The following is a 24,113-nucleotide window of genomic DNA, read 5'->3' as shown; positions in this document are numbered from 1 at the left end:
CGATGGCCGATGATGGGATGATCGAGAACCGGACATTCGATGAAATCCGGGTCGGCGACACAGCCAGCATGACCCGGACGCTCCGCGAGGAGGATATCAAGCTGTTCGCGCTCGTCTCCGGCGATGTCAATCCGGCCCATCTCGACGCCGACTTCGCGGCGACTGACATATTCCGCCGCGTGATCGCCCATGGCATGTGGGGCGGCGGCCTGATATCCGCGGTGCTCGGCACCGAACTGCCGGGGGCTGGCGCTGTCTATCTCAGCCAGTCGCTGCGCTTCATCCGGCCGGTGGGCTTGGGAGACGCGATCACCGCGAGCGTGACCGTGGCCGAGAAACGGGCCGAGCAAAGCGTCATCGTGTTGGACTGCCGCTGCGTCAACCAGAACGACGACGAAGTGATCTCCGGGCGCGCGGAGGTGAGGGCGCCGAAGGACAAGGTGCGTCGTCCCCGCATCGTGCTGCCGGATGTCCATCTGGCCGAGCATCGTGGCTATCGCCTTCTGATGGAGAAGACGACGGGGGGCGAAGCGGTGGTGACTGCCGTCGCGCACCCGTGCAGCGCCGCGGCCATCACGGCTGCGGTGGAGGCGGCGGAGGCCGGCCTGATCACGCCGATCCTGGTCGGGCCTGACGCGAAGATCAGGAAGGCTGCGGAAGAGGCCGGCAAAGACATCGCTGCGCTGCGCATCGTGCCGGCAGCCCACAGCCACGACGCGGCGGAGAAGGCGGTCGCGCTGGTGCGCGCCGGCGAAGCACGGCTGCTGATGAAGGGATCGCTTCATACCGATGAGCTGATGGGCGCGGTGATCGCTACCGCCACCGGTCTTCGCACCGAACGCAGGATCAGTCATGCCTATGTGATGGACGTGCCGGACCATCCGGTATCGCTTATCATCACCGACGCCGCGATCAACATCGCTCCGACGCTGGAGGAAAAGGCCGACATCATTCGAAACGCCATCGACCTTGCCCATGTGCTCGGCGTGGAGGAGCCGAAAGTGGCCATTCTCTCCGCCGTCGAGACCATCAATCCAGCGATGGAGTCGACCCTGGACGCAGCCGCGCTCTGCAAGATGGCGGATCGCGGGCAGATCACCGGTGGCATTCTCGATGGCCCGCTCGCCTTCGACAACGCGATCAGTGCGGCAGCCGCAAAGGAGAAGGGTATCGTCTCTCCCGTCGCCGGCCGGGCCGACATTCTTGTCGTGCCTAATCTCGAGGCTGGGAACATGCTCGCGAAGCAGCTGACCTTTCTCGGCGATGCGGATGCTGCCGGCATTGTGCTGGGGGCGCGGGTCCCCATCATCCTCACCAGCCGCGCCGACAGCCTGCGTACGCGTCTGGCCTCCTGCGCGGTCGCCGTGCTGATGGCGCGCACGGCGACCAAGGCGGCCCCAGGATTGCCGGCCAGCGCATGAAAGCCATCATCAGTCTCAATTCCGGCTCATCGAGCATCAAGTTTGCACTGTTCACGCTCGACGGAGCCAACAACCCCACGCTGTCAGCTGGCGGCAAGATCGAGCGGATCGGCATCGCGCCCAGCCTGAGCGTCCGCTCAGCCAAAGGCGATATCGTGCTGGAGCGCGGCTGGCCGGACGGCGCATCGCTGACCCACGCCGAACTGCTGAAGGACATCTTCGCTTGGGCGGCGGAACATTTGGCCGGTCGCGAGGTGATCGGGATCGGCCACCGTGTCGTCCACGGCGGGACCGCCTTCGCCGCACCGCGTCTCCTCGATGACGCAGTCCTTGATGCACTGGAAAAGCTCAGCCCGCTCGCGCCGCTGCACCAGCCGCACAATCTCGCCGCCATCCGCGCGATCGCGCAGCTCCGCCCTGAGCTGCCGCAGGTGGCCTGCTTCGACACGGCGTTCCACCACGACAAGCCGTCGTTCGCCGCGCGCCTGCCCCTTCCGCGCGCCTTCCATGAGCAGGGCATTCGGCGCTACGGCTTCCACGGTCTGTCATACGAATATATCGCGCGGCGCCTGCGTGAGATTGATCCTGTGCTCGCTGCCGGCCGGGTGATCGCGGCTCATCTCGGCAACGGCGCCAGCCTGTGCGCGATGCGCGCCGGCAAAAGCATCGACTCCACCATGGGCTTCACCGCGCTCGACGGGCTCATGATGGGAACCCGCTGCGGCGCCATCGATCCCGGCGTTGTGCTTCATCTCCAGACGCAGCTCGGAATGTCCGCGGCGGAGGTCGAGGATCTCCTCTACCGGAAGTCGGGGCTGCTGGGCGTGTCTGGAATCTCCAGTGACATGCGCACATTATCGGCTAGTGGCGGCCCCGAGGCCGAGGAAGCGATCGAACTTTTCTGCTGGAGGGCAGCGCGTGAGGCGGGCGGCCTCATCGCCTCGCTCAGCGGACTCGATGCCTTCGTGTTCACCGCCGGCATCGGCGAGAACCACGCCGATGTGCGCCACCGGATCTGCGGCCGGCTCGCTTGGGCTGGCCTTCGGATCGACGAGGCGACCAATCGCGACAGCGCTCTGCGGATATCGACGCCCGACAGCCCCGTAGCAATCCTCGTCATACCCACCGATGAAGAGCGCATGATCGCCCTTCACACACTCCAGGTCATTAGGAAAGATCCTTCATGAGGCCGTTCACCGATCAGGCCAGGAAGGAATGGCCGGAATGAGCAAGGTGTTCACAGGAAAGCCGTGGCTCTGGATTGCCATCGCCGTCGCAGCAGGCGTCGGCGGTTGGTATCTGACGCAGCAGCTGACCAAGAGCGAATTGCCGGCCGGAATTGCGAGCGGGAACGGTCGCATGGAGGCGGTCGCGATCGACATCGCGGCCCGTTCGTCGGGGAGGATCAGGGAAATCCTCGTTCAGGAAGGCGATGTCGTCACTTCCGGACAGATACTCGTTCACATGGATACGCTTCCGCTCCAGGCCCAGTTGCGGGAGGCACGCGCCCTTCTGCAGCGAAGCCAGATTGCCAAGCAGGCGGCGCAGAGCGGAGTTTCACAGCGCGAAGCCGAGCGCTCCGCGGCGCAGGCGGTTCTCGCACAGCGGGCGACCGAGCTCGACGCCGCGCAACGCCGGCTGGAGCGGTCGGAGCAGTTGGCGGAACGCAATGCCGTGTCGCTTCAGACGCTCGATGACGACCGGGCCCGGAGGGAAGGAGCGACGGCCGCACGTGACGCCGCGCGTGCGCAAGTCGCTGCAGCCGAGGCGAGCATCGCTTCGGCGCGGGCTAAGATCGTCGATGCCGAAGCCAACATCGAAGCGGCCGAAGCCACGATCGAGCGTATTCAGGTCGACATCAACGACAGTGCCCTTCGGTCTCCACGCGATGGACGGGTGCAATACCGCGTGGCGCAGCCGGGCGAAGTGATCGCCGCTGGCGGCCGGGTGCTCAACCTGATCGACCTCAACGACGTCTACATGACCTTCTTCCTGCCGACCGCCCAGGCCGGCCGCCTCTCGCTCGGTGCGGAGGCTCGCATCGTGCTTGATACGGCGCCGGACGTGGCGATACCCGCGACGGTGTCCTTCCTGTCCGACATCGCGCAGTTCACGCCGAAGACGGTCGAGACAGCGGAACAACGGCAAGGCCTGATGTTCCGTGTCCGCGTGCGGATCGCACGCGACTTGCTCAAGAAATATTCCGAGTACGTCAAGCCGGGCTTGCCGGGAGTGGCGTATGTGAAGCTCAATCCGGCGGCGCAATGGCCGGAGACCCTTCCGCAAAGAGTGTTGGAATGATCTCGCATGAGCAGGAACAGCGCACGTTAGAGCCGGCTGTGCTTGCTGCTCGGCTGCGAGGAGTCAGCCATGTCTTCAAAAAGAAGCGCGCGCTCGACGATATCACGCTCGACTTTCCGACCGGGCGCATGCTTGGCCTGATTGGGCCTGACGGCGTCGGCAAATCGACATTGCTGTCGCTGATCGCCGGCGCCCGCAAGGTGCAGCAGGGTTATGTCGAGGCGCTCGGCGCGAATATGTCCAGCGCGCGCGAGCGCAACGGGGTTGGTCCTCGCATCGCCTATATGCCGCAGGGACTCGGCAAGAACCTTTATCCGACGCTTTCAGTGTTCGAGAACATTGACTTCTTCGGGCGACTGTTCGGCCACGCCAAGGCGGAGCGCGAGCGGCGCATCCATGACCTGCTCGTCAGCACCGGCCTCGGTCCGTTTCGGGACAGAGCCGTCGGCAAGCTCTCCGGCGGCATGAAGCAGAAGCTGGGCCTCTGCTGCGCGCTGATCCACGATCCCGACCTTCTGATCCTCGACGAGCCGACCACCGGCGTCGATCCGCTGGCGCGCCGCCAGTTCTGGGATCTGATCGCCGGCATCAGGGCCGAGCGGCTGGAAATGAGCGTGATCGTCGCGACGGCTTATATGGCGGAGGCGGCCGGGTTCGACTGGCTGGTGGCCATGGATGCCGGGCGCGTGCTCGCCGCCGGCAGCCCCGCCGAGCTTCAGGCCCAGACCCGGACGTCGTCGCTGGACGCCGCCTTCATCGCGTTGATGCCGGACGAGAGGCGTAAGCAGCATCGCGCGGTGGTGATTCCGCCGCGGCCAGAGGACAACGGCAAGGAGCCGGCGATCGAGGCCGAGGGTCTCACCGCCCGGTTCGGAGACTTCACCGCTGTCGACCATGTCAGTTTTCGCATTCCGCGCGGGGAGATTTTCGGGTTTCTCGGCTCGAACGGTTGCGGCAAGACTACCACCATGAAGATGCTGGCCGGCCTGCTGCCCGCGAGCGGCGGCACGGCCCGGTTGTTCGGTCGTGAACTCGATCCGCAAGATCTCGGGACGCGCCGGCGCGTCGGCTACATGTCGCAGTTCTTCTCGCTCTATTCCGAACTCACCGTGCGGCAAAATCTGGAACTGCACGCCCAGCTATTCGAATTGCCTGCTGCCGACATCCCGTCCCGCGTCGACGCGATGGCGACGCGTTTCGACTTAACCGAGATCATGGACGGCCTGCCGGATGCCTTGCCGCTCGGCGTCACGCAGCGGCTCTCGCTGGCCGTGGCGACGATCCATGCCCCGGAAATATTGATCCTCGACGAGCCGACCTCGGGCGTCGATCCGGTCGCGCGCGATGCGCTGTGGCAGAGCTTCGTCGATCTGTCGCGCCAGGACGGCGTCACCATCTTCATCTCCACACATTTCATGAACGAGGCGGAACGCTGCGATCGCATCTCCCTGATGCATGCGGGCAAGGTGCTCGTCAGCGATACGCCTGCCGCGATCGTGGAAGCGCGTGGCGCGGCAAATCTCGAAGAAGCCTTCATCGGCCACTTGCAGGAAGCGGGCGGCGGCCAGGCTGTCACCGCACCGGCGACGTCCGACGCTGCTCGGTCGCATGCCAGCGCGAATCCCAATGCGAGCACGCGGCGTTTCTTCGACGTCCGGCGCATGATGAGCTACGCCCGACGCGAGACTCTTGAACTGCGTCGTGATCCGATCCGCGCCTCCTTCGCCTTCATCGGCAGCCTTCTTCTGCTTTTCGTGATAGGGTACGGGCTCAGCATGGACGTCGAGAACCTGCCTTATGCGGTTCTTGACCACGATCAGACCACGATCAGCCGGAGCTATGATCTCGATATCGCGGGCTCGCGCTATTTCACGGAACGTCCGCCCATCGCCGATTACGCGGACCTGGATCGCCGCATGCGCAGCGGCGAGCTCAGCCTTGCCATCGAGATTCCGCCGGGCTTTGCGCGCGACGCGGAGCGTGGCCGTCCGGTGCAGATCGGCGCGTGGATCGACGGCGCCATGCCGTCGCGCGCCGAGACCGCGCGCGCCTATGTCGAAGGCGTCCATGCCAACTGGATGGCGCAGGCGATGCGCGAGAAGCTCGGTCCCCGGGCGCTGGCGGGCGACTTCCAGCTTGAAACCCGCTTCCGCTACAATCCGAACGTGGAGAGCCGCAAGGCCATTGTGCCGGCGGTCATCGCCATGCTTCTCCTGCTCATTCCCGCGATGCTCGCGACGCTCAGCATCGTCCGGGAGAAAGACCTCGGCTCGATCGTCAATTTCTACGTCACGCCCGTCTCCCGGCTGGAATTTCTGCTCGGCAAGCAATTGCCCTATGTCGGCCTGGCGATGATGAATCTCGTCACGCTGACGGCGTTCGGCATCTTCGTGCAAGGCGTTCCCTTCAACGGAAACCTTGCCGCCTTCATCGCCGGCGGGCTGTTCTATGTCATCGCGACGACCGCGCTCGGACTGTTCATCTCGAGTTTTATGAACAGCCAGATCGCGGCGATCTTCCTCACCACGCTCGCGACCATGCTGCTGGCGGTCAAGTATTCCGGCATGATCGATCCGGTCGCCTCCATGGAAGGTTCGGCCGTCCTCATCGGCGCGGTCAACCCGGCGACCCACTTCGTCACCATCGCGCGCGGCGCCTTCTCCAAGGCGCTGGGGTTTGCCGAACTCCGGTCATCCCTGGTGCCGCTTTTGGCCGCGGGTCCGGTCCTGATCGGCCTGAGCGTGCTTTTTCTCAAGAAGCAGGCGCGCTGAGCCATGCGTGCCTCGAACATCTGGCGGCTGGGCGTCAAGGAGTTATGGAGCCTCGTTCGCAATCCCGCTCTGCTGGCACTGATTGCCTACGCCTTCTCCTTGCAGATCTACGTCGCAGCGACGGCGGTTCCGCTCTATCTCAACAACGCGCCGATCTCGATCGTCGACGAGGACGTCTCGTCGCTGTCGGCGCGGATCGCGTCGGCCTTTTATCGTCCCTATTTCAGTGCCCCCAAGGTCATTTCGCTCCCCGAAATGAACCAGCGCATGGATGCAGGCATCGACACTTTCGCGCTCGTGATCCCGCCCAATTTCGAACGCGACGTTTTGGCCGGCAGCGAGCCGGCGATCCAGTTCAACGTCGACGCGACCCGCATGACTCAGGCGTTCACCGGCGCCGGCTATGTGCGGGCGATCGTCTCGGCCGAGGTCACCGAATTCGCACGGCACTATCGTCCTGCGGAAGCGGCGCCGGTCGATTTGGTGCTGCGCGCTCGCTTCAACCCCGAGCTCATTGCCGGCTGGTTCAGCGCGATGATGGAGGTCATCAACAACGTCTCCCTCTTGTCCGTCATTCTGGCTGGCGCAGCGCTCATTCGAGAGCGTGAGCGCGGCACGATCGAGCATCTCCTGGTCATGCCGGTTACACCGATCGAGATCATGCTGGCAAAGATCTGGCCGATGGCGCTCGCGGTGTTCGTGGCCGCCCTGTTCGCGCTCACCTTCGTGGTACAGACCTGGCTTGCGATTCCGGTTGCCGGTTCTCTTTGGCTGCTCATGCTGGGCTTGGTTTTGCAGTTATTTGCGACCACCTCGCTGGGCATCCTCCTTGCGACGATAGCAGGATCGATGCCGCAGTTTGGTCTGCTGCTGCTGATGGTGCTGTTTCCGCTGCAGGTCCTCGCCGGCGGATTGACGCCCGCGGAGAGCATGCCAAGTGCTGTCCGCGCGGTCATGATGGCCGCGCCCGACACGCATTTCGTGTCCCTGTCGCAGTCGATCCTGTTCCGGGGCGCGGGACTCGGTGCGGTCTGGCCTCAATTGCTAAACCTGTTCGCGATCGGCCTTGCCTTCTTCCTGCTGTCGCTGTGGCGGTTCCGGAAGTCCTTGCGATCCCGTGGACGATAAAAAAGCAGAGCAAACACCATCCAAGGCCCAGCCGACGCACGAACGCAAAAAGCGGCGGATCGCCTTTGCGCTACGCCTTGGCGGCCCCAGAGCCCCGCGAACGCAGCAAGTCCCGTAGCTTCGGAAATTCGGTGCGCACGTGCTCGTCCAACGCATCCGCGAATTCGGGCGTGAACGAAAAGCGCAAGACCGCATCGAATATGCGGCCCGGACCGCGAAATCCGGCCTCGACCACGTGAGAGATCGCCACGCCGTCCGCTTCGTCTTCGAGGCCCAGGATGAGTCTTCCGGGGAGCCGCACGCCCCTGACGAACTGCCAGGTGATCTCCTTGCCTGGAATCGAGGCGGTCACAACCGCATGGAATTTCAGGCGGAAACGACCGACATATTCATCCATGTAAATCAGGTTGCCGACATCGCCTGCGACCTTGCGCACAGTGTGAAATCGCAAGTGAACCCCGGGCCACCAGGCTTGATAGCTGGCGTCGTCGCAGTTCAGCATGAAGTCGGTCACTTCACGGCTGTTCAAGCCGGGCACTTGTATGTCGGTTTGCAGGCGTATCATCGCGCAGCCCTGAGAAAGCCGTTCGTGCTCTCAATCAGTGCGACAGAAAGATCGGAAGCGATGGCCGCGCAAGCATGCTTTTTGTCGCCCCGCCGAGGATGAAATCCCGAATGCGAGAGTGTCCGTATGCTCCCATGACAAGAAGGTCAGCCTCGCGTGAGGCAACATACGAATCGAGTGCGTCACCGGTGCTTCTACCGGCGGCATCGACCGTATCCAAGGTGACCTCGACGTCATGATGGGCCAGATGCTTTGAGAGTTCTGCGCCAGAATGCCTGGTATTGATTGCCTTGTCGCCGGTGACCGTCACGACGTACACCCGCTTGGCCATTGCCAGTATCGGAATTGCGTCGGCAATCGTCCTCGCTGCAGGTCGGCTGAAATCCCAAGCCACTACGACAGTATTCAACGCACCGCGATGACTGGCTGGCTTCGGGATGATGAGTGTAGGGCGTCCCGATTCGAATACGATCTGTTCAACGTACCAGTCGCCGATATCGACAGCTCCACCCTCGCCCACGGGGACAATCGTTAGATCGCGAAGTCGGGCATGTCCGATCACTACATCCGCAACGTCTGAGATTAGGCAAGTCTCCGATCGCCGCTCATGAAATACTCCCCGCTGTTCAGCGGCCTCCTGGAATGCGGTCAAGAGCATCTGCGCGTTCGCCGAACTCTTCTTGCTCTCAGCGGCGGCCAATGCGGGAACATTAAACAGGTTACCGACAATGCTTCCTGGAATTTGAAATTCAACCTCACAGGCGACGGCCGAAATCTTGGCGCCGATGGCTGCGGCGAAGTCAACGCCTTGGGCGAGCTCCGCGACCGGCGTTGGATCCGGGTAGGTCGTCAGGACCATCAGCAAGTCTTTGAAGGCCATCTGTTCTCCATTTTCTCCGCGCTGGCTCAGCCAATTGTTATCGCATCTTGCGCTTGCAGGGGTTGATCTCGCTCAACAATCTGGCCGAGAGAACAAACATTAGTCTAGCTATTCATTGCACCAAAGATCGCCCGATCCGACCGATTGCCGGTCCGCTCAACCGGAAGAGGAGCGGCGAACATTGCGGTGATCTTGGCATGCGCTGCGGGCGTCAGAACGAAAAGCGTTTCTACTATTGAGGCTTTACGAAGATTGGACTATCGCGGCATTTATGCAATCGTGAGAACAGTCCGGTCAGCCCCGTCTCCATCTCGGAGAAATGATGAGGAAGCGGCCAGCACAGGCTGGCAGCGCTCTCCCATCGTCGTCAGTGGCTTGAGGCAAAGAGGTGTGAGATGACCGAAAAACTTCGTCTGGATATTCCGATCCTGCTGCCTGACGTGCCGGACGCCGACGATGCCTGCGTCGCGCGGCTCACCTCGGAGATCGGCGGGCGCGCGGGCGTCGAGGAGGTGCACGTGCGGGGCACCGGCCCGGGCGAGCCGGCCCAGCTTTGCGTGCACTACGACCCGGAGATCATACCACTACCGCGGATCCGCGAGCTCGCGGCGAGCGCCGGTGCCACGATCAGCGAACGGTTCGGCCATCTGCTGTGGCAGGTCGAAGGGATCGCCCACCAGCGCCGGGCACGCACGGTTGCCGATGGTCTGCGTACATTGCCGGGCGTACTGGAGGCGCAAGCGAGCGCCGGCGGGGTGGTGCGTGTTGAATTTGACCGGAGCCAGGGGTCTGAGAAGGCCATCCGCGATGCGCTCGCCAAAATGGGTGTCACGGTGCGTGAGCAGGTCGTCGCCCGGGCGCCTGCGCCGGAGCCGCGGCGTTCCGGGACGGACGAGGCGGCTGACGCGCATGGGGACCATAGTCATGCCGGTCCCGATCATGCCGGCCACGATCACGGCGAAGAAAAGGGCGGCAGGGGCGAAAAAGATCACGATCATGCGCATGGCGGCCTTCTGGGGCCCAACACCGAACTGATCTTCTCGCTCATTTGTGGCGCTCTGCTTGGCGTCGGCGTCGCGATCGAGAAGCTCCTGCCGACGGCTCCCTCCTGGCTGCCGACCGCCTGCTATATCGCCGCCTATTTCTTCGGCGGATTCTATACGCTGCGCGAAGCGATCGACAATCTGCGCCTCAGGAAGTTCGAGATCGACACGCTGATGTTGGTCGCAGCGGCGGGCGCCGCGGCGCTCGGCGCCTTCGCGGAAGGGGCGCTGCTGCTGTTCCTGTTCAGCCTCGGCCACGCGCTCGAGCACTATGCGATGGGGCGGGCCAAGCAGGCGATTGAAGCGCTCGCCGAACTGGCTCCACGAACTGCCACTGTCCGCCGCGACGGCGAGACGCGCGAGGTCCCCGTAGAGGACCTCGTGGTCGGTGACGTGGTTGTCGTGCGTCCGAATGAGCGGCTGCCGGCCGATGGATTCCTGGTCAAGGGCGAGTCGAGCGTCAACCAGGCGCCGGTGACCGGCGAGAGCATCCCGGTCGACAAGCGGCCTGTCGAGGACATTGCCAAGGCACGGGCCAAGCCCAACGCCGTGGACTCATCCTCGCGCGTCTTCGCCGGCACCATCAACGGCGCGGGTGCGATCGAGATCGAGGTGACGCGTCTTTCGACGGAAACAGCGCTCGCCAAGGTCGTGCAGATGGTGAGCGAGGCCGAGACTCAGAAATCGCCGACCCAGCGTTTCACCGATAAGTTCGAGCGCATTTTTGTGCCGGCCGTGCTGGCGCTCGCCGTCATTCTGCTGTTCGCCTGGGTGGTGATCGACGAGCCGTTCAGCGCGAGCTTTTATCGCGCGATGGCGGTCCTGGTGGCGGCTAGCCCCTGTGCGCTGGCGATCGCGACGCCCAGCGCCGTGCTGTCTGGCGTGGCGCGCGCGGCGCGCGGCGGCGTCCTCGTAAAAGGCGGCGCGCCACTGGAAAATCTCGGCTCGTTAAGCGCGATCGCCTTCGACAAGACCGGCACGCTGACGGAGGGCCGTCCGCGCATCACCGACATCGTCCCGGCCGAGGGCGTTTCGCAAGAGGAACTGCTCAGGGTTGCCGTGGCCGTCGAGCAACTCAGCGATCATCCGCTCGCGGAGGCGATCGCACGCGACGGCCGTGAGCGGTTGGGTGGACGCGACGTCCCGGAGGCGCAGGATCTCAAGAGCCTCACCGGACGCGGGGTGACCGCAGCGCTGGAGGGCAAGCCGGTCTGGATCGGCAAGGCCGAGATGTTCGGCGCCGACGGCATTGCGCCGCTGGGCGAGGCCATGAGAGCGGCCATTGCGAAACTGCGCGACGGCGGCCGCACCACGATGGTCGTGCGCTACGGCGACAAGGAACTCGGTGCGATAGGCTTGATGGATACGCCACGCGCCGCCGCGCGCAAGGCGCTGGCCGAGCTGCACACGCTCGGCATCAAGCGGATGATCATGATCTCCGGCGATCACCAGAAGGTCGCCGACGCTATCGCCAAGGATGTCGGGCTCGATGAGGCCTGGGGCGATCTGATGCCGGAGGACAAGGTTGAGGCGATCAAGAAGCTGAGCGCCGAGCAGAAGGTCGCCATGGTCGGCGACGGCGTGAATGACGCGCCTGCGATGGCGAGCGCGACGGTTGGCATCGCGATGGGCGCGGCCGGCTCCGACGTCGCTCTAGAGACTGCGGACGTCGCGCTGATGGCCGACGATCTCAGTCACCTGCCCTTTGCTGTGGGCCTCAGCCGCCACACCCGCGGGATCATCTTGCAGAACGTGTTCATCAGCCTCGGCGTGGTCGTGATCTTGGTGCCGGCGACGATCATGGGGCTCAGCATCGGTGCGGCAGTCGCGGTGCATGAGGGTTCGACGCTCGTGGTCGTCGTCAACGCGCTGCGGCTGCTCGCGTATCGCGACAAGAGACAATAGCAGCTCGGCGTATTCCCCACCGGAGGAGCCGCCCGGGCAATGTGGGCGGATACGGGAGCCGGCGAAAGATACGAAGGCTATTCCAGCCGTATTGGAACGGCGAGCATTGTCCTGTCAGGTTCTCCCTTACAGTCAGGGTCGTCCTGACAGTAGGGTTCGTAGTGTGGCGCAAGCTATGCCGTTCATTCTGTGGAAATCGGAACGCGAGGTCGCTAAGCTGGCCGCAGGGCCGGGCGGCATTCACATTTGCGACGCTTGCGTCGAAGCGAGCCGACTTTTCATGTCCGGCACTGCTGCACTGCCGCGGGATTTTGATCCGGCGACGTGGCCGACTGATCGCTTCGTCGCGGCCCTTGGACCCCTCCACGCCACAGCAGAGGCGCACCGCGAGCATCTCGCGGAGATCGTCGACACGCTCCGCCATCGAGAGGTAAGCTGGGCAAAGATTGCAGAGCCCCTCGGCGTGTCCTGCCAAACTGCGTAGGAACGGTTCGGCGGGCAATAGTCGGCTTAGGGAGATTCCGCGAGGGGCGGCGATCAAGGCTCCGCGCGGTACTTGTCCGGATTTCCCGGCCGCCCTCAGCCTTCGGCTGAGCGAACTGTTGGGCATCCACGCATAATTGTGGTTGGAACCCAATGCGAAGATTGCCGTTTTCCTTACTGCCATGGCCCGTTTCGTTTGTGGTCGGAGGCGGCATGAAAAAAGGCTTATTTGCTATCTCTGACGTCGGGCATAAGCCGCGATGTGAAGCGTCGGACCTTCGGAGCTGCGCAAGAGTCTTTGATTGTACGATACCTAAAGGAGGTGATGATGCGGAAACTTCTCATAATCGGGATCAGCGCGGCCTCGGCGTGCCTCTTGTATTCCAATGCGGCGAGCGCTTTGCCCGGCGCCGCTCCTAAATCTCTGGCGCCGAGTGCGTCCATCGGAGGGGACCTATTCCAACAAGTTCATTCCCGCAAACACCGCCACCGACATCGGCATTATGCATATCGTGGCTACAGGGGATACCCGATCGGCCCTTATCCGTACGCCGCGTACTCCTATCCCGTCTATGTGCCGCTCTATTATGGTCACCATTTAGGTGGCTATTACGGTCACCATTTAGGTGGGCACCTTTCCAGTGGACATAATTTCGGGGGTCATTTGCAGCACCACGGGCATCATTAGCTTTGCCGGCTCGTGCCTTGATTGAGAAGGCGAATCGTCAGACATCGAAAGTCTGGTCGAGCTTATCACCCTCTAATCGTAGTGGCGCTGCGCGCGAACTTGGACAATCCGCAAATCCGCAGGCTCTACTTTTGGCTCGGACGGGCGTAGAAATGTAACGCTGAAAATAATTATAAGCAGGCGCAATCAGCGACTACTGCAAAAAAAGCTGCCCTGTTAGCTGTACCTCTCTCGATCAAAGCGTTTCTGGCAAACTCGCGCGATTGATGGGGTGTCTCTCGCACATCTTTGTAACCGGGCTTATTTCGAAAGGAACCCAAATAGCACCGCAGCGTTGTCTATGCCGAATAACGCGCATTGGGCGGGTAAATGGCAGACAACAGACCTTCGATTACACGCGAGAAGCTGGCGGCGCTGCTGAACGAAGACTTGGCTCGCGAATACCAAGCGATCATCGCGTACGTTGTCTATTCGCAAGTGCTCAAGGGTGCTGAGTATATGAGCATTGCGGATCAGCTACAAAAGCACGCCGCGGAAGAGCTGAAACACGCGCTGACGATATCTCGGCAAATTGATTATCTCGGCGCTACACCAACGACGATTCCAAAACCCATCGAAGTATCCGATAGTGCGGAGAAGATATTGCGGGCAGATCTTCAGAACGAGATCGACACAATCAAGAACTATCGCGAGCGGATCCGTCAGTGTGAAACATTGGGCGAATTCGCTATCGCCGAGCACATCCGCGAGATCTTGCTCGATGAGCAAGACCATTTGATTGATCTTGCCACCGCTCTGGGCGAAGACGCGCCAGATTTGACCAACTAGCATCGCGTGCGAGGTGCACGCACGCCGAAGGATTTGAGTGCGAGGTCTGTCCGCGCCCAATGTGTTGATTATTTTGTCGAAATGACGATTTCTGGCGTGGACGCGCGCCTCAAATATTAGCTTTTGCCATCGTTGGGTGTTGAGGGCTGGATCATGCTTTTCAGAGGGGCAAGAGAGCGGAGAGTTGCGAAGGTCACAATGCTGAGGATCAGGGCAATATCATAGAGACCGTAGCCAACAGCTCCCCCGAGCGCCCCTGTTGCCCACAAGCTGGCCGCTGTGGCTGTGCCGGACGTATGGTCTCCGCGCTTCAGGATGGCACCTCCGCCAATGAATCCTATTCCCGTAATCAGACCTTCGAGAATCCGAGCCTGACCCATCGAGGTCTCGCCCAAGACGCGGATCGCGACGAGCACAAAACCGCACGCGGCAATCGCGACGAGCGGAAAGGTTCGTAGACCAGCGCTGCGCTCCTGACTTTCCCGCTCCCATCCAATCGGCAATGCCAAAATGTAGGCGATAGCCAAATCGACCAAGTGGGAGCCCATTTCTACCCAATTCAAGGCTGCAAATCTCATCGTCATCTCCCACTCGCCAACGGACATCCAGAACAATAGTGCTCGTGCAGGGGTTCCTGTTACTCTGTTACACGACGAAGAGATTTTCCGTGCCCAGCCTCTTCCGCCCCAGTCGATGATTGGCTACCGCTCGGCCAGAAATTCTCCATTCGTTCAGAGCGGGCGGAATGTTACAAAATGAATGCGAGATTCTAGCTAAAAAATCCCGGGGGTTTGCAATTGACTTTCAATTGCGGAGCCCGAACACATGGCGGCGGGACCGGCTCCCGGCGGTTGTCAAGATTGGACAGGCGCCTTATTTCATGTTGGCAGACTTTTACTCGTAGGAGGTTGCTGTGGGTTCGCATTTTCTCGACCGTCTGTTTGGCCGGAGGTATGGCGGCGGCCATGGAGGCGGTCATCATGGAGGCGGCCACGGAGACCGGTACGGCCGAGGGCCCGATCGTGGTGCGCCTTGGGGCAATCAGCAGAATCCGGACTGGGATCAATCGCCGCCGCCCGCGCAACAGCGGGTGCTTGTGTGTCCCAGCTGTCGCTCTGACAACGCGCCGGACAGCCGTTTTTGCGCCAATTGTGGCCAGCGCTTCGGATCGTCCGAGGCGGCGTGTTCGAAGTGCAATGCGTCAATTCCAGCCAACTCTAAATTTTGCCGCTCTTGCGGTACGGCGGTGGCCGGAGCAAATCCTGAGGGAAAGTGAGTCCTATCTTCACGCCGACGTCCGATTGGTGAACATGTGAGGCTGAAGGCCTCGTGCGTTCACAGGAACGCGACGTCATGCCCGGTTGGGGATGAGAGTGATCGTCGAAAAGAATCTGCATCCGTGCCCGAGGCTGTACAAGCAGGAGCTGATGCCGAGGCGCGCCGTCTTAACGAACTGAATTCTAGGCGCGAGAGGGTGACATGGCCGCAGGGGTTTCAGCGAGCGACCCAGTATCTACCGCGACAGCAGCGGGGCGGCATAAGCGCAGACTGTACATTGCGCTGACCCTCACCACCACTTTTATGGTTGTCGAGGTTATCGGCGGCTTGTGGACCGGCAGCCTCGCTCTCCTTGCCGACGCAGCCCACATGCTCACCGATGCCGGCGGCCTGGCATTGGCTTTGATCGCGATCCGTTTCGCCGAACGGCCACGGACACCACAGAACACCTTCGGCTATGTTCGTATGGAGGTGCTATCGGCGCTCACCAACGCCGTGGTTCTCCTCCTCCTGACTGTATATATCCTCTACGAGGCCTATCAGCGATTCTTGAGCCCGCCGGAGATCATCGGCGGACCGATGCTGGCCGTGGCAGTTGCCGGTCTCGTCGTCAACCTGATCAGTATGAAAATGCTCTCCGCCGGCTCGGCGGAGAGCCTCAACGTCAAAGGCGCCTACTTCGAGGTGCTGGCGGACATGCTCGGTTCGCTCGGCGTCATTGTGGCTGCAATCGTGGTGGTTCTGACCGGCTGGCAACTAGTCGATCCGATCATCGGCGCCGGCATCGGGCTGTTCATTGTCCCGCGCACGTGGATCCTGCTCAAGCAAGCGATCCATATTCTAATGGAGGGCACGCCGCCGGAAATCGACATGGCCTTGCTTGAAAAGAGGCTTCTCGAGATTCCGGGCGTCCTTGCCGTTCGTGATCTCCATGTCTGGACGATTACATCCGGCGCCGATGCGATGAGCGGCCACCTTGTCGTGACTGACACGGCTTCAGCCCGGACGATACTGGCCGAAGCTCAGGAGGCGCTGAAGACTGGCTTTGGCCTGACACATGTGACGATCCAGATCGAGGACGAAGCGCTTGAGGGAGCCGAAGCCAAGCGGCCGTTTTGATTTCGTCGAGAGTTTGCCGCAGTGAACGAGTGAGGACGACGTGGGTAACGATCATTGGAATGAACGCTCTTTCCGAAAGGGTCCTGGATCAAATCGATACCCGGCGCCCAGGTCCGGTTACTCGACTGATGCTCCGCCGCGGGCGCCGATCTCGTGGGTTGTCGTCATCTTCGGTCTCCTTGCATGGACGGTCGTTGTCTATGTTGGATATGTCGCACTCGATATCGCCCTGTCGTGGCTCTCAACCAGCGGCGGCGCCGTGTTGCAAGCGGGGAAGGACGCCGGAAGCGCGATAGGCGTCGGCAAAGAGGTCGGCGTCGCGATCGACAGCCTGAAGTCCACCGGTCTCCTCGACCAGGCGGTCTCCTTGCTGATGATCGTCCTGAAGCCGGCAGCCATCGTGATTTGGGCGCTTGGCGCGCTGTTGATCGTCCTCTTGCCGAGGATGCTTTGGCGTTTGGGTGGAGCATTCGGCAGACGCCGACATTAAGTAAGTGCTATCGCTCCGGCCGCGCTCTGGAATGATCCCAGTCATATCTTGAACCACTGCCTTGTGGTAATTCCACTGTCGCAAATGAGTGACCGGCGGCATGATTGGGGTAGCCATCACCCAGTTTCGGCAAATTCTAGAGTCGAGGAAGGATGACAGAAAAACAAGACCATCCGGGATCTGCTCCTCGCCTGATCCTTTCCCTGCCGGGCAACGAAGCCTTTGGGCAGCATCTGGCAGCAGCCGGGCATTGGGAGCTCGGCACAATAGGAACCCGGCAATTTCCGGATGGCGAGTCCTACGTCCGTATCCTTTCCGACGTTGCAGGCAAAGCGGTCGATCTGGTCTGCACACTCGCAAGGCCCGATGATGGCTTCTTGCGTCTTGTCTTCGCGGCAGATGCCGCGCGGGCGCTCGGCGCGCGAGAGGTCACTCTGATCGCGCCTTATCTCGCTTATATGCGGCAGGATCGCCGTTTTCAGCCGGGTGAGGCGGTGACGTCGAAGAGCTTCGCGCGGCTCGTCTCGTCGAGCTTCGACCGGCTGGTCACCGTCGATCCGCATCTGCATAGATATTCGACTCTCTCGGCGCTCTACACGATCCCGACGGATACGCTGCATGCGGCGCCGCTGCTGGCGGATTGGATTGCCGCGGAAGTCGACAATCCTTTTCTCGTCGGTCCCGACGAAGAGAGCGAGCAATGGGTATCGGCCATCGCCGCACGCATTGGCGCCCCACACGCGGTGCTGCGCAAGATCCGGCATGGCGATCGCAATGTCGACGTCGAATTACCCGATCTGTCCAGATGGCGTGGCCGGCAGCCGGTGCTGGTCGATGACATCGCCTCGTCCGGCCGCACGCTGATCGAAGCGGCTCTCAAACTTCCGCTTCAAGGCTTTGCGCGACCCGTGGTGGTCGTTGTGCATGGCATTTTTGCCGAAGATTCTTTCCAGCGCCTTGCGCCGCTTTGCGGCCGGATCGTTTCGACAGATTCTGTTCCTCACGAGAGCAATGCCATCGGCCTTGCGCCGCTGGTTGCGAACGCGCTCGGATTGAGCGCTCCATCGTCGGCAGACCTCGTCCGGCACCGGCGTCCGCCCGAGCCCTTGGATGAGGTGGAGCGGGCGGGTCTCGATTCCTTTCCCGCGAGCGATCCGCCATCCTGGACGAGCGGGGCGCGGTGAAAGTGCCGCCTCCCGAAACCAGATCCAATAAAGGCGACGATGCAGCATGAGCGGCACGGCTTCCAAGATGTTCAACACTTGGCGCAAGGGATACGGCCCGATTGTCCATCGTGAAGAGACGGTCGAGCGCATAGTGGCGCTGGCTTCGTCCGGCCGCATCGATCCGCAACCGCTCTATCGGATGCTGGTGGCTGCCGACCGCCTCACCTCCGCCGCCATGTGGAGCGTGGTCCATATGACCTACACCAAGCGGGTCGATCTCTCTGGCGCCCCGCTCCCGGCGGACGCTTTCAAGACCACCCCGGAAGGACATACCGGCGGCTCGCTCAACATGGTCCCGGCTTTTGTCGGCTATCTGACGGCCAATGCGATTTCAGCGACGACGCGTTCCTGGCTGATGGGCCAAGGCCATTGTGTTGCCGCTATCGAGGCCGTCAACGTCCTCACCGGCGATGTCTCACCGGCGCAGAAGGGCCGCTACGATCGCAGCGAGAAGGGATTGTCGCAACTCGCCGCCGACTTCTACTCATACAAGATCGGCCCCGACGGCGCTCCGGCCGTACCGCTCGGCAGCCACGCAGGACCGAATACCGCCGGCGCGATCTCCGAAGGCGGTTATCTCGGCTTCGCGGAGGTGCAGTACGTGCACATGCCGCTCCCCGGCGAAAGCCTCGTGGCGTTCCTGAGCGACGGCGCATTCGAGGAACAGCGCGGTTCGGACTGGACGCCTCGCTGGTGGCGGGCCGAAGATTCCGGCCATGTCATCCCGGTCATGATCCTCAACGGGCGGCGTATCGAAGAGCGCGTCCAGATCGCGCAGCAGGGTGGCGCCACATGGCTCGCCGACCATCTCAAGCTCAACGGCTTTGATCCCTTCATCGTCGATGGCCGCGATCCAGCCGCCTTCGCAGGGGCCATTCTAGAAGCCGAGCGCCGACTCCAGAGTTTCGCTGCGGAAGCGGCGCATTCCTATCCGGCGCCGGTTCCTTATGTGATCGCCGAAACCGTCAAAGGGTTCGGCTTTCCGGGAGCGGGCACGAATGCCGCGCACAATCTGCCGCTCGGTGGCAATCCCGCGCAGGACGAAGCAGCCCGTACCGCCTTCAACGATGCGGCCCGCGTGCTGTTCGTGCCGCCTGACGAGATTGAGCAAGCCGTCGCAGCGATCGCTGTCCATGGCAAGCAAGGCCGCGTGCCCGAAAGCCGGCACCCCCTCGCGCTGCGGCGGCCTCCGACTCCAGTACTCCCCGAACCTGATTGGACCGTAGCCGGCAGTCCGCCCGACTGCGCGATGCATGCTATCGACCGCTGGTTCGTCCGCCTCGTCGATGCGAACCCCGGCCTTCGGCCCCGTGTCGGCAACCCCGACGAACTGCGCTCAAACCATATGGGTGCAACCCTCGACAGGTTGCGCCACCGGGTGAACGTTTCGGAGCCCAACGTCGCCGATGCCGTGGATGGGGCGGTCATCACCGCGCTCAACGAGGAAGCGGTTGCGGGCGCGGCGCTCGCCAACAAGGGAGGCATCAACCTGATTGTCAGCTACGAGGCTTTCGCCTTGAAGATGTTGGGCGGGCTTCGCCAGGAGATCGTCTTCGCCCGTCGCCAGCGTGAGGTCGGCCAGAAGCCGGGTTGGGTATCCGTCCCGCTCATCGTCACGTCTCATACCTGGGAGAACTCCAAAAACGAGCAGTCGCATCAGGACCCGACCATTGGCGAGGCGCTGCTCGGCGAGATGTCCGACACGGCACGCGTTCTGTTCCCCGTGGATACCAACAGCGCCATGGCCGCCCTGAGAGCCGTCTACCAGGGTCGCGGACAGGTAGCCTGCCTCATCGTGTCGAAGCGCGACATGCCGTATCGCTTCGGTGGCGAGGCTGCGCTCAAGTTCATTGCCGATGGCGCCGCTCACATCGAAGGCGAGCGCGACGGGGCCGAGTTGCAACTGGTTGCCATCGGCGCCTACCAGCTCGAGGAGGCGCTCAAGGCAGCACATCGCCTCAAGACGCACGGCCGCCGCGTTCTCGTAACCGCTCTCTCGGAACCTGGCCGATTCCGAATCCCCCGCGATTCCATTGAAGCCGCCTTCACAGCTAGCGAGCAGGATATTGCGGCGCTGTTCCCGGCCGGGCTGCCGCGAGTCATCGTGTCTCACGCGAGACCGGAACCAATGCTCGGCTTGTTGCGGCGGCTCGACTCCGGGCCTCAAAGGACTGTCGCGCGCGGCTATATCAGCCGGGGCGGCACGCTCGACGTTGCAGGCATGCTGTTCGCTAACCGCTGTAGCTGGGCGCATCTGGTGGACGCGGGAGGCGCTCTCCTCGGCTGCAAGCGCGAGGAGATTCTCTCCTCGACCGAGCAAGGCGCGCTCGACGGACGCGGCGATCCGGCGGATTTGGCCGCCTTCACATTCTGAAAGTTCGCAATGTTGACTCTGACCTCTCTCGGCGGCGCCGGCACTGTCACCGGCTCGAAACATCTCCTCACCAACGGCGGCAAGCGCATCTTGATTGATTGCGGTCTATTTCAAGGCCTCAAGAACCTTCGCGAGCTGAACTGGGAACCGTTGCCGGTCGCGCCGTCGAGCATCGATGCCGTCGTCTTGACCCATGCTCATCTCGATCACTCGGGCTACTTACCCAAGCTCGTGCGTGACGGCTTTCGTGGCCGCATCTACGCGACCGCGGCGACACGCGATGTCGCAGAGCTCATCCTCAAGGACAGCGGCTACCTCAACGAGAAGGACGCTGAGTACGCCAATCGGAAAGGGTTCTCCAAACACAAGCCGGCGCTGCCGCTGTACGGCGCGCGTGATGCCGAACGCGCCATGGAGTTCTTTTCGCTTGTTCCTTTTAACACGGTCACGACGCTCCCAGGTGGTGCGACCGTGAGGTTTCGCTACGCCGGCCACATCCTCGGAGCCGCCAGCGCCGAGATCGAATGGGGCGGCCGCCGCATTGCTTTTTCAGGGGACCTTGGCCGCTACGGCGACCCAATCTTTCCGGACCCGGCAGCTATCGCCGAAGCAGATTACGTCGTCGTTGAATCGACCTACGGAAACCGCCTCCACGATTCTGCCGATCCCACCGAAGCGCTCGGCAAGGTCATCGAGCGCACCATCAAGCGCGGCGGCACCGTCGTCATCCCGGCCTTTGCGGTCGGGCGCGCACAGTCGCTGCTCTATCATCTGTGGCGCCTGCAGACCGCCGGCCGTCTATCGGGCGTCCCGATCTATCTGGACAGCCCGATGGCGATCGAGGCGACAGGCCTGCTCCACGCCCACCACGACGATCACCACTTGTCTTCCAAGGAATGCGACGCGATCTGCGGCATCGCCACCTATACACGCGATGTGGAAAGCTCCAAGGCGATCTCGACCAGCCCCTGGCCCAAGGTCGTGATATCGGCGAGCGGGATGGCGACGGGAGGCCGTGTTCTCCATCACCTCAAGGCCTTCGCGACCGATCCCAAGCACACGATCCTGTTCTCCGGGTTCCAGGCCGCTGGAACGCGAGGCCGAGCGATGCTTCAGGGCGCGCGCGACATCAGGATCCATGGCCAATGGGTGCCGGTTCGGGCAGAGGTCGATGACCTGTCGATGCTGTCGGCACACGCTGATGCTAGCGAGCTGATGCGCTGGCTCTCCGGCTTCCGCCGCGCTCCGTCTCGCGTCTTCATCGTCCATGGCGAGGCCGACGCCGCCGAAGCGCTGCGGGTGCGGATTGATCGCGAACTTGGGTGGGATGCCGCTGTGCCACGTCAGAACCAGATCTTCGATCTATGACGACGACAGATAACGCTGCTCGTGCCGATCAACCAAGGCACCGTGTACGCCGTCTCCGGCTGCATAGCCAGCATCAGGCGATCGTAATCATGCGTGCCGACTGTCACGTCTGCCGGGCCGAGGGATTTGCTTCGCGCTCTCAGGTTCTCGTGGCCAATGGCAAGCGCCAGGTCCAGGCGACTCTTTTTCAAGTCGACGGTGAAGCCATGCTGGGCCTCGACGAGATCGGACTGTCCGAAACCGCCTGGGACCTTCTTGGCGTCGCGGAAGGCGACGAGGTCAGGGTCTCCCATCCACCCGCAATGGATTCGCTCGCTGATGTGCGGCGGCGTATCTATGGCAATCGTCTGGATACGTCCGCCTTCTCGGAGATCGTGAGGGATGTTGTCGCCGGCAGCTACACCGACGTGCACCTCGCCGCCTTCCTGACCGCGAGCGCCGCGCTGCCGCTGGACGAAGAGGAGACGGTTAGTCTGACGAGGGCAATGGTGAATGTCGGCGACCGCCTGCGCTGGGATGCCGCGATCGTGGTCGATAAACACTGCATCGGCGGGCTTCCCGGCAACCGCACCACGCCGATTGTCGTGGCGATCGTGGCCGCGAACGGCCTCGTCATGCCCAAGACCTCCTCGCGCGCGATCACCTCGCCGGCCGGTACGGCCGATATGATGGAAACCTTGGCGCCTGTCGATCTCGACATCGCGACTCTCCGACGCGTGGTGGAGGCGGAAGGGGGCTGCATTGCCTGGGGCGGTGCGGTCCACCTCAGCCCGGCCGACGATATCTTCGTGCGGGTGGAGCGCGAACTGGATATCGATACTGAAGGTCAGTTGATTGCGTCCGTCCTCTCGAAGAAGATCGCTGCAGGCTCGACACACGTGGTCATCGATATCCCGGTCGGCACAACCGCGAAGGTGCGCGGTAAAGACGTCGCTGACCGCCTTGCCGAGCGCATGACCGCAGTGGCTGCGCGCTTTAACCTTGCCGCCATATGCCTTCAAACCGATGGCTCGCAGCCCGTCGGCCGTGGCATCGGTCCGGCGCTCGAGGCCTTCGATGTGCTCGCCGTTTTGCATAACAAATCCGACGCGCCCGATGACCTGCGCCAGCGAGCTGTCACGCTGGCGGGCGCGGCACTGGAAATTGGCGGAAAGGCCAGCAAGGGAAGCGGCGTGACGCTGGCGCTCGCGACGCTTTCCGACGGCCGGGCGTGGAAGAAGTTCGAAGCCATCTGTGAGGCGCAGGGCGGACTGCGCACTCCGCCGCAGGCGCGCCACGTCTATCCATTGGTTGCGCCGCGCGCAGGCCGAATCGTTCATATCGACAATCGCAAACTAGCGCGGCTTGCCAAGCTGGCCGGTGCGCCCGGCGCCAAGGCTGCCGGCGTCTTCATGGAGGTGCGGCTTGGCGCGGAGGTTGATCGCGGACAGCCGCTCTTTCATGTCCACGCCGAGACACCCGGCGAGCTCGCCTACGCGCTCGACTATGCGGCACGTGCTGGCGATATTCTGATAGTCGGGTCTTGAAGGCTCCCTGCTGGCGGTTGAGTCGGATCGTCTAGGCTTACCTGGGGCCGCGTTCAAAGCAATAACTCCGTTTCCAATTTACAGGATATTTTGCAGCATACACAGCGTTTTACGATGTGGAGGCCTGCCAGCTTTTCATGTGGGGCCAAGCTACATTGCCAAAGGATTTCGTCTACTCACCGTCTGCTCGCTGCTCCTGGATCGCTCAACGCCACGGCCGAGGCGCACCGCGACCACCTTGCGAAATAGTCGACACCCTCCGCCATCGAGAGGTCAGTTGGGCAAAGATCAGAGACAAGCTTGGCGTGTTGCGTCAGACTGTAAGGGAACGGTTCGGCGGATCTTAGTTGCGCCGGAGCCGGCTTATCTTCGTTGTCTAACAGCGCTGGAATGGCAGGGCTCGACGGGCCATCTGGTGCGCTGCCGCTCACCCTCGCCCTGCCGACTTGTCCTTGCTTGTCGAAGATCATACAGAACATGATCGAACTTGTTTGCTAAGCTCTTCCCCATCAAGCCTACCGCGCGCTCGCCACACATTTGCTAGCCATGCACTGATGAGGTAGGCGACGACGCAGCCATTGTCTTCAGCATGAGACAATGGTGCCAAACCCGTTCTGCTCCGATGGCTTGAAGACTCTCTACGTGATGATGTCGTCGATGGCCGCCCACCGAAGGTGGTCAAGTTGGGCACCGTCCATCATTGGCGATTCGCTCTTGTC

Annotated in this window: 18 protein-coding genes; 14 read left to right on the top strand and 4 right to left on the bottom strand. The window is 62.4% G+C overall.

Annotated elements, in window-relative coordinates; genetic code table 11:
- The first annotated feature begins 2 nt into the window (after nt 1-2).
- From AC1Q67_RS24790 to AC1Q67_RS24770, 5 genes are read left to right on the top strand one after another with little or no spacing between them, the layout of a single operon-like run.
- On the top strand, nt 3-1,421 hold the full coding sequence (locus tag AC1Q67_RS24790; RefSeq protein ID WP_492237837.1) for a bifunctional enoyl-CoA hydratase/phosphate acetyltransferase: 1,419 nt from the start codon (nt 3-5) through the stop codon (nt 1,419-1,421).
- Nucleotides 1,418-2,608: an acetate/propionate family kinase gene (locus AC1Q67_RS24785; RefSeq protein ID WP_492237835.1), complete on the top strand. Its 1,191-nt coding sequence runs from the start codon at nt 1,418-1,420 to the stop codon at nt 2,606-2,608. Before AC1Q67_RS24790 ends, AC1Q67_RS24785 begins: the two co-directional genes overlap by 4 nt.
- Nucleotides 2,609-2,645: 37 nt before the next feature.
- Nucleotides 2,646-3,722, top strand: a complete 1,077-nt coding sequence (locus AC1Q67_RS24780) for an HlyD family secretion protein (protein ID WP_054164256.1) — start codon at nt 2,646-2,648, stop codon at nt 3,720-3,722.
- Nucleotides 3,719-6,493 carry a ribosome-associated ATPase/putative transporter RbbA gene (gene rbbA / locus AC1Q67_RS24775; RefSeq protein WP_054164255.1) on the top strand — a complete coding sequence of 925 codons (2,775 nt, stop codon included), beginning with the start codon at nt 3,719-3,721 and terminating at the stop codon, nt 6,491-6,493. Before AC1Q67_RS24780 ends, rbbA begins: the two co-directional genes overlap by 4 nt.
- A gap of 3 nt (nt 6,494-6,496) precedes the next feature.
- Nucleotides 6,497-7,621, top strand: a complete 1,125-nt coding sequence (locus AC1Q67_RS24770) for an ABC transporter permease (RefSeq protein ID WP_054164254.1) — start codon at nt 6,497-6,499, stop codon at nt 7,619-7,621.
- Nucleotides 7,622-7,691: 70 nt separating this feature from the next.
- Here AC1Q67_RS24770 and AC1Q67_RS24765 read toward each other — a convergent pair whose 3' ends face one another.
- Nucleotides 7,692-8,186, bottom strand: a complete 495-nt coding sequence (locus tag AC1Q67_RS24765; protein WP_492237832.1) for a hypothetical protein — start codon at nt 8,184-8,186, stop codon at nt 7,692-7,694.
- Between the two features lie 34 nt (nt 8,187-8,220).
- Nucleotides 8,221-9,066, bottom strand: a complete 846-nt coding sequence (locus AC1Q67_RS24760) for a universal stress protein (protein ID WP_054164253.1) — start codon at nt 9,064-9,066, stop codon at nt 8,221-8,223.
- A 395-nt stretch (nt 9,067-9,461) separates the two neighbouring features.
- On the opposite strand from AC1Q67_RS24760, the gene AC1Q67_RS24755 reads away from it, so the two are divergent.
- The 3 genes from AC1Q67_RS24755 to AC1Q67_RS24745 all read left to right on the top strand — a co-directional run bounded on the left by AC1Q67_RS24755 (nt 9,462) and on the right by AC1Q67_RS24745 (nt 14,013).
- Complete coding sequence (locus AC1Q67_RS24755; RefSeq protein WP_054164252.1) at nt 9,462-12,014, top strand: heavy metal translocating P-type ATPase; 2,553 nt, start codon at nt 9,462-9,464, stop codon at nt 12,012-12,014.
- 175 nt (nt 12,015-12,189) lie between these two features.
- The gene (locus AC1Q67_RS24750) at nt 12,190-12,498 is read left to right on the top strand and encodes a ClpX C4-type zinc finger protein (RefSeq protein ID WP_054164251.1); all 309 of its coding nucleotides are present in this window, start codon (nt 12,190-12,192) and stop codon (nt 12,496-12,498) included.
- Nucleotides 12,499-13,554: 1,056 nt separating this feature from the next.
- Nucleotides 13,555-14,013: a ferritin-like domain-containing protein gene (locus tag AC1Q67_RS24745; protein ID WP_054164249.1), complete on the top strand. Its 459-nt coding sequence runs from the start codon at nt 13,555-13,557 to the stop codon at nt 14,011-14,013.
- A 116-nt stretch (nt 14,014-14,129) separates the two neighbouring features.
- Here the strand turns inward: AC1Q67_RS24745 and AC1Q67_RS24740 are convergent, their stop codons facing one another.
- Entirely contained in the window at nt 14,130-14,591 is a 462-nt protein-coding gene (locus tag AC1Q67_RS24740) for an MgtC/SapB family protein (protein ID WP_054164268.1), read from the bottom strand.
- Nucleotides 14,592-14,926: 335 nt separating this feature from the next.
- Here AC1Q67_RS24740 and AC1Q67_RS24735 point away from each other — a divergent pair, with 335 nt between their 5' ends.
- Together AC1Q67_RS24735 and AC1Q67_RS24730 are read left to right on the top strand one after the other, a co-directional pair.
- Nucleotides 14,927-15,289, top strand: a complete 363-nt coding sequence (locus AC1Q67_RS24735; protein ID WP_082364135.1) for a zinc-ribbon domain-containing protein — start codon at nt 14,927-14,929, stop codon at nt 15,287-15,289.
- Between the two features lie 203 nt (nt 15,290-15,492).
- Nucleotides 15,493-16,410, top strand: coding sequence for a cation diffusion facilitator family transporter (locus AC1Q67_RS24730; RefSeq protein ID WP_054164248.1), 918 nt, complete (start codon nt 15,493-15,495; stop codon nt 16,408-16,410).
- A 241-nt stretch (nt 16,411-16,651) separates the two neighbouring features.
- On the opposite strand, the gene AC1Q67_RS24725 is transcribed toward AC1Q67_RS24730, so the two are convergent.
- Nucleotides 16,652-17,017 carry a hypothetical protein gene (locus tag AC1Q67_RS24725; protein ID WP_492237828.1) on the bottom strand — a complete coding sequence of 122 codons (366 nt, stop codon included), beginning with the start codon at nt 17,015-17,017 and terminating at the stop codon, nt 16,652-16,654.
- Nucleotides 17,018-17,052: 35 nt separating this feature from the next.
- Here AC1Q67_RS24725 and AC1Q67_RS24720 point away from each other — a divergent pair, with 35 nt between their 5' ends.
- Genes AC1Q67_RS24720 through AC1Q67_RS24705 form a run of 4 tightly spaced genes read left to right on the top strand, consistent with a single transcriptional unit; the run spans nt 17,053 to nt 23,394 of the window.
- Nucleotides 17,053-18,084 (top strand): ribose-phosphate pyrophosphokinase, encoded by a 1,032-nt coding sequence (locus tag AC1Q67_RS24720; RefSeq protein WP_054164247.1) that lies wholly within the window; start codon nt 17,053-17,055, stop codon nt 18,082-18,084.
- Nucleotides 18,085-18,130: 46 nt separating this feature from the next.
- Entirely contained in the window at nt 18,131-20,500 is a 2,370-nt protein-coding gene (locus tag AC1Q67_RS24715; RefSeq protein WP_054164246.1) for a phosphoketolase family protein, read from the top strand.
- Between the two features lie 9 nt (nt 20,501-20,509).
- Nucleotides 20,510-21,868, top strand: coding sequence for an MBL fold metallo-hydrolase RNA specificity domain-containing protein (locus tag AC1Q67_RS24710; protein WP_054164245.1), 1,359 nt, complete (start codon nt 20,510-20,512; stop codon nt 21,866-21,868).
- Complete coding sequence (locus tag AC1Q67_RS24705) at nt 21,865-23,394, top strand: thymidine phosphorylase family protein (protein WP_054164244.1); 1,530 nt, start codon at nt 21,865-21,867, stop codon at nt 23,392-23,394. Before AC1Q67_RS24710 ends, AC1Q67_RS24705 begins: the two co-directional genes overlap by 4 nt.
- Nucleotides 23,395-24,113 lie beyond the last annotated feature (719 nt).

The sequence above is a fragment of the Afipia sp. GW823-FHT06G09 genome, assembly GCF_058794875.1.
Note: the sequence above shows the minus strand (reverse complement) of the source record. Positions and strands in the feature narration are given on the sequence as shown.

What these genes read in the sequence shown, in the direction of transcription:
- AC1Q67_RS24760 (WP_054164253.1), bottom strand. Translation starts at nt 9,066, where the DNA reads ATGGCCTTCAAAGACTTGCTGATGGTCCTGACGACCTACCCGGATCCA.
- AC1Q67_RS24780 (WP_054164256.1), top strand. Translation starts at nt 2,646, where the DNA reads ATGAGCAAGGTGTTCACAGGAAAGCCGTGGCTCTGGATTGCCATCGCC.
- AC1Q67_RS24790 (WP_492237837.1), top strand. Translation starts at nt 3, where the DNA reads ATGGCCGATGATGGGATGATCGAGAACCGGACATTCGATGAAATCCGG.
- AC1Q67_RS24740 (WP_054164268.1), bottom strand. Translation starts at nt 14,591, where the DNA reads ATGAGATTTGCAGCCTTGAATTGGGTAGAAATGGGCTCCCACTTGGTC.
- AC1Q67_RS24730 (WP_054164248.1), top strand. Translation starts at nt 15,493, where the DNA reads ATGGCCGCAGGGGTTTCAGCGAGCGACCCAGTATCTACCGCGACAGCA.
- AC1Q67_RS24725 (WP_492237828.1), bottom strand. Translation starts at nt 17,017, where the DNA reads ATGGCTACCCCAATCATGCCGCCGGTCACTCATTTGCGACAGTGGAAT.
- rbbA (WP_054164255.1), top strand. Translation starts at nt 3,719, where the DNA reads ATGATCTCGCATGAGCAGGAACAGCGCACGTTAGAGCCGGCTGTGCTT.
- AC1Q67_RS24785 (WP_492237835.1), top strand. Translation starts at nt 1,418, where the DNA reads ATGAAAGCCATCATCAGTCTCAATTCCGGCTCATCGAGCATCAAGTTT.
- AC1Q67_RS24745 (WP_054164249.1), top strand. Translation starts at nt 13,555, where the DNA reads ATGGCAGACAACAGACCTTCGATTACACGCGAGAAGCTGGCGGCGCTG.
- AC1Q67_RS24710 (WP_054164245.1), top strand. Translation starts at nt 20,510, where the DNA reads ATGTTGACTCTGACCTCTCTCGGCGGCGCCGGCACTGTCACCGGCTCG.
- AC1Q67_RS24720 (WP_054164247.1), top strand. Translation starts at nt 17,053, where the DNA reads ATGACAGAAAAACAAGACCATCCGGGATCTGCTCCTCGCCTGATCCTT.
- AC1Q67_RS24705 (WP_054164244.1), top strand. Translation starts at nt 21,865, where the DNA reads ATGACGACGACAGATAACGCTGCTCGTGCCGATCAACCAAGGCACCGT.
- AC1Q67_RS24715 (WP_054164246.1), top strand. Translation starts at nt 18,131, where the DNA reads ATGAGCGGCACGGCTTCCAAGATGTTCAACACTTGGCGCAAGGGATAC.
- AC1Q67_RS24770 (WP_054164254.1), top strand. Translation starts at nt 6,497, where the DNA reads ATGCGTGCCTCGAACATCTGGCGGCTGGGCGTCAAGGAGTTATGGAGC.
- AC1Q67_RS24765 (WP_492237832.1), bottom strand. Translation starts at nt 8,186, where the DNA reads ATGATACGCCTGCAAACCGACATACAAGTGCCCGGCTTGAACAGCCGT.
- AC1Q67_RS24750 (WP_054164251.1), top strand. Translation starts at nt 12,190, where the DNA reads ATGCCGTTCATTCTGTGGAAATCGGAACGCGAGGTCGCTAAGCTGGCC.
- AC1Q67_RS24755 (WP_054164252.1), top strand. Translation starts at nt 9,462, where the DNA reads ATGACCGAAAAACTTCGTCTGGATATTCCGATCCTGCTGCCTGACGTG.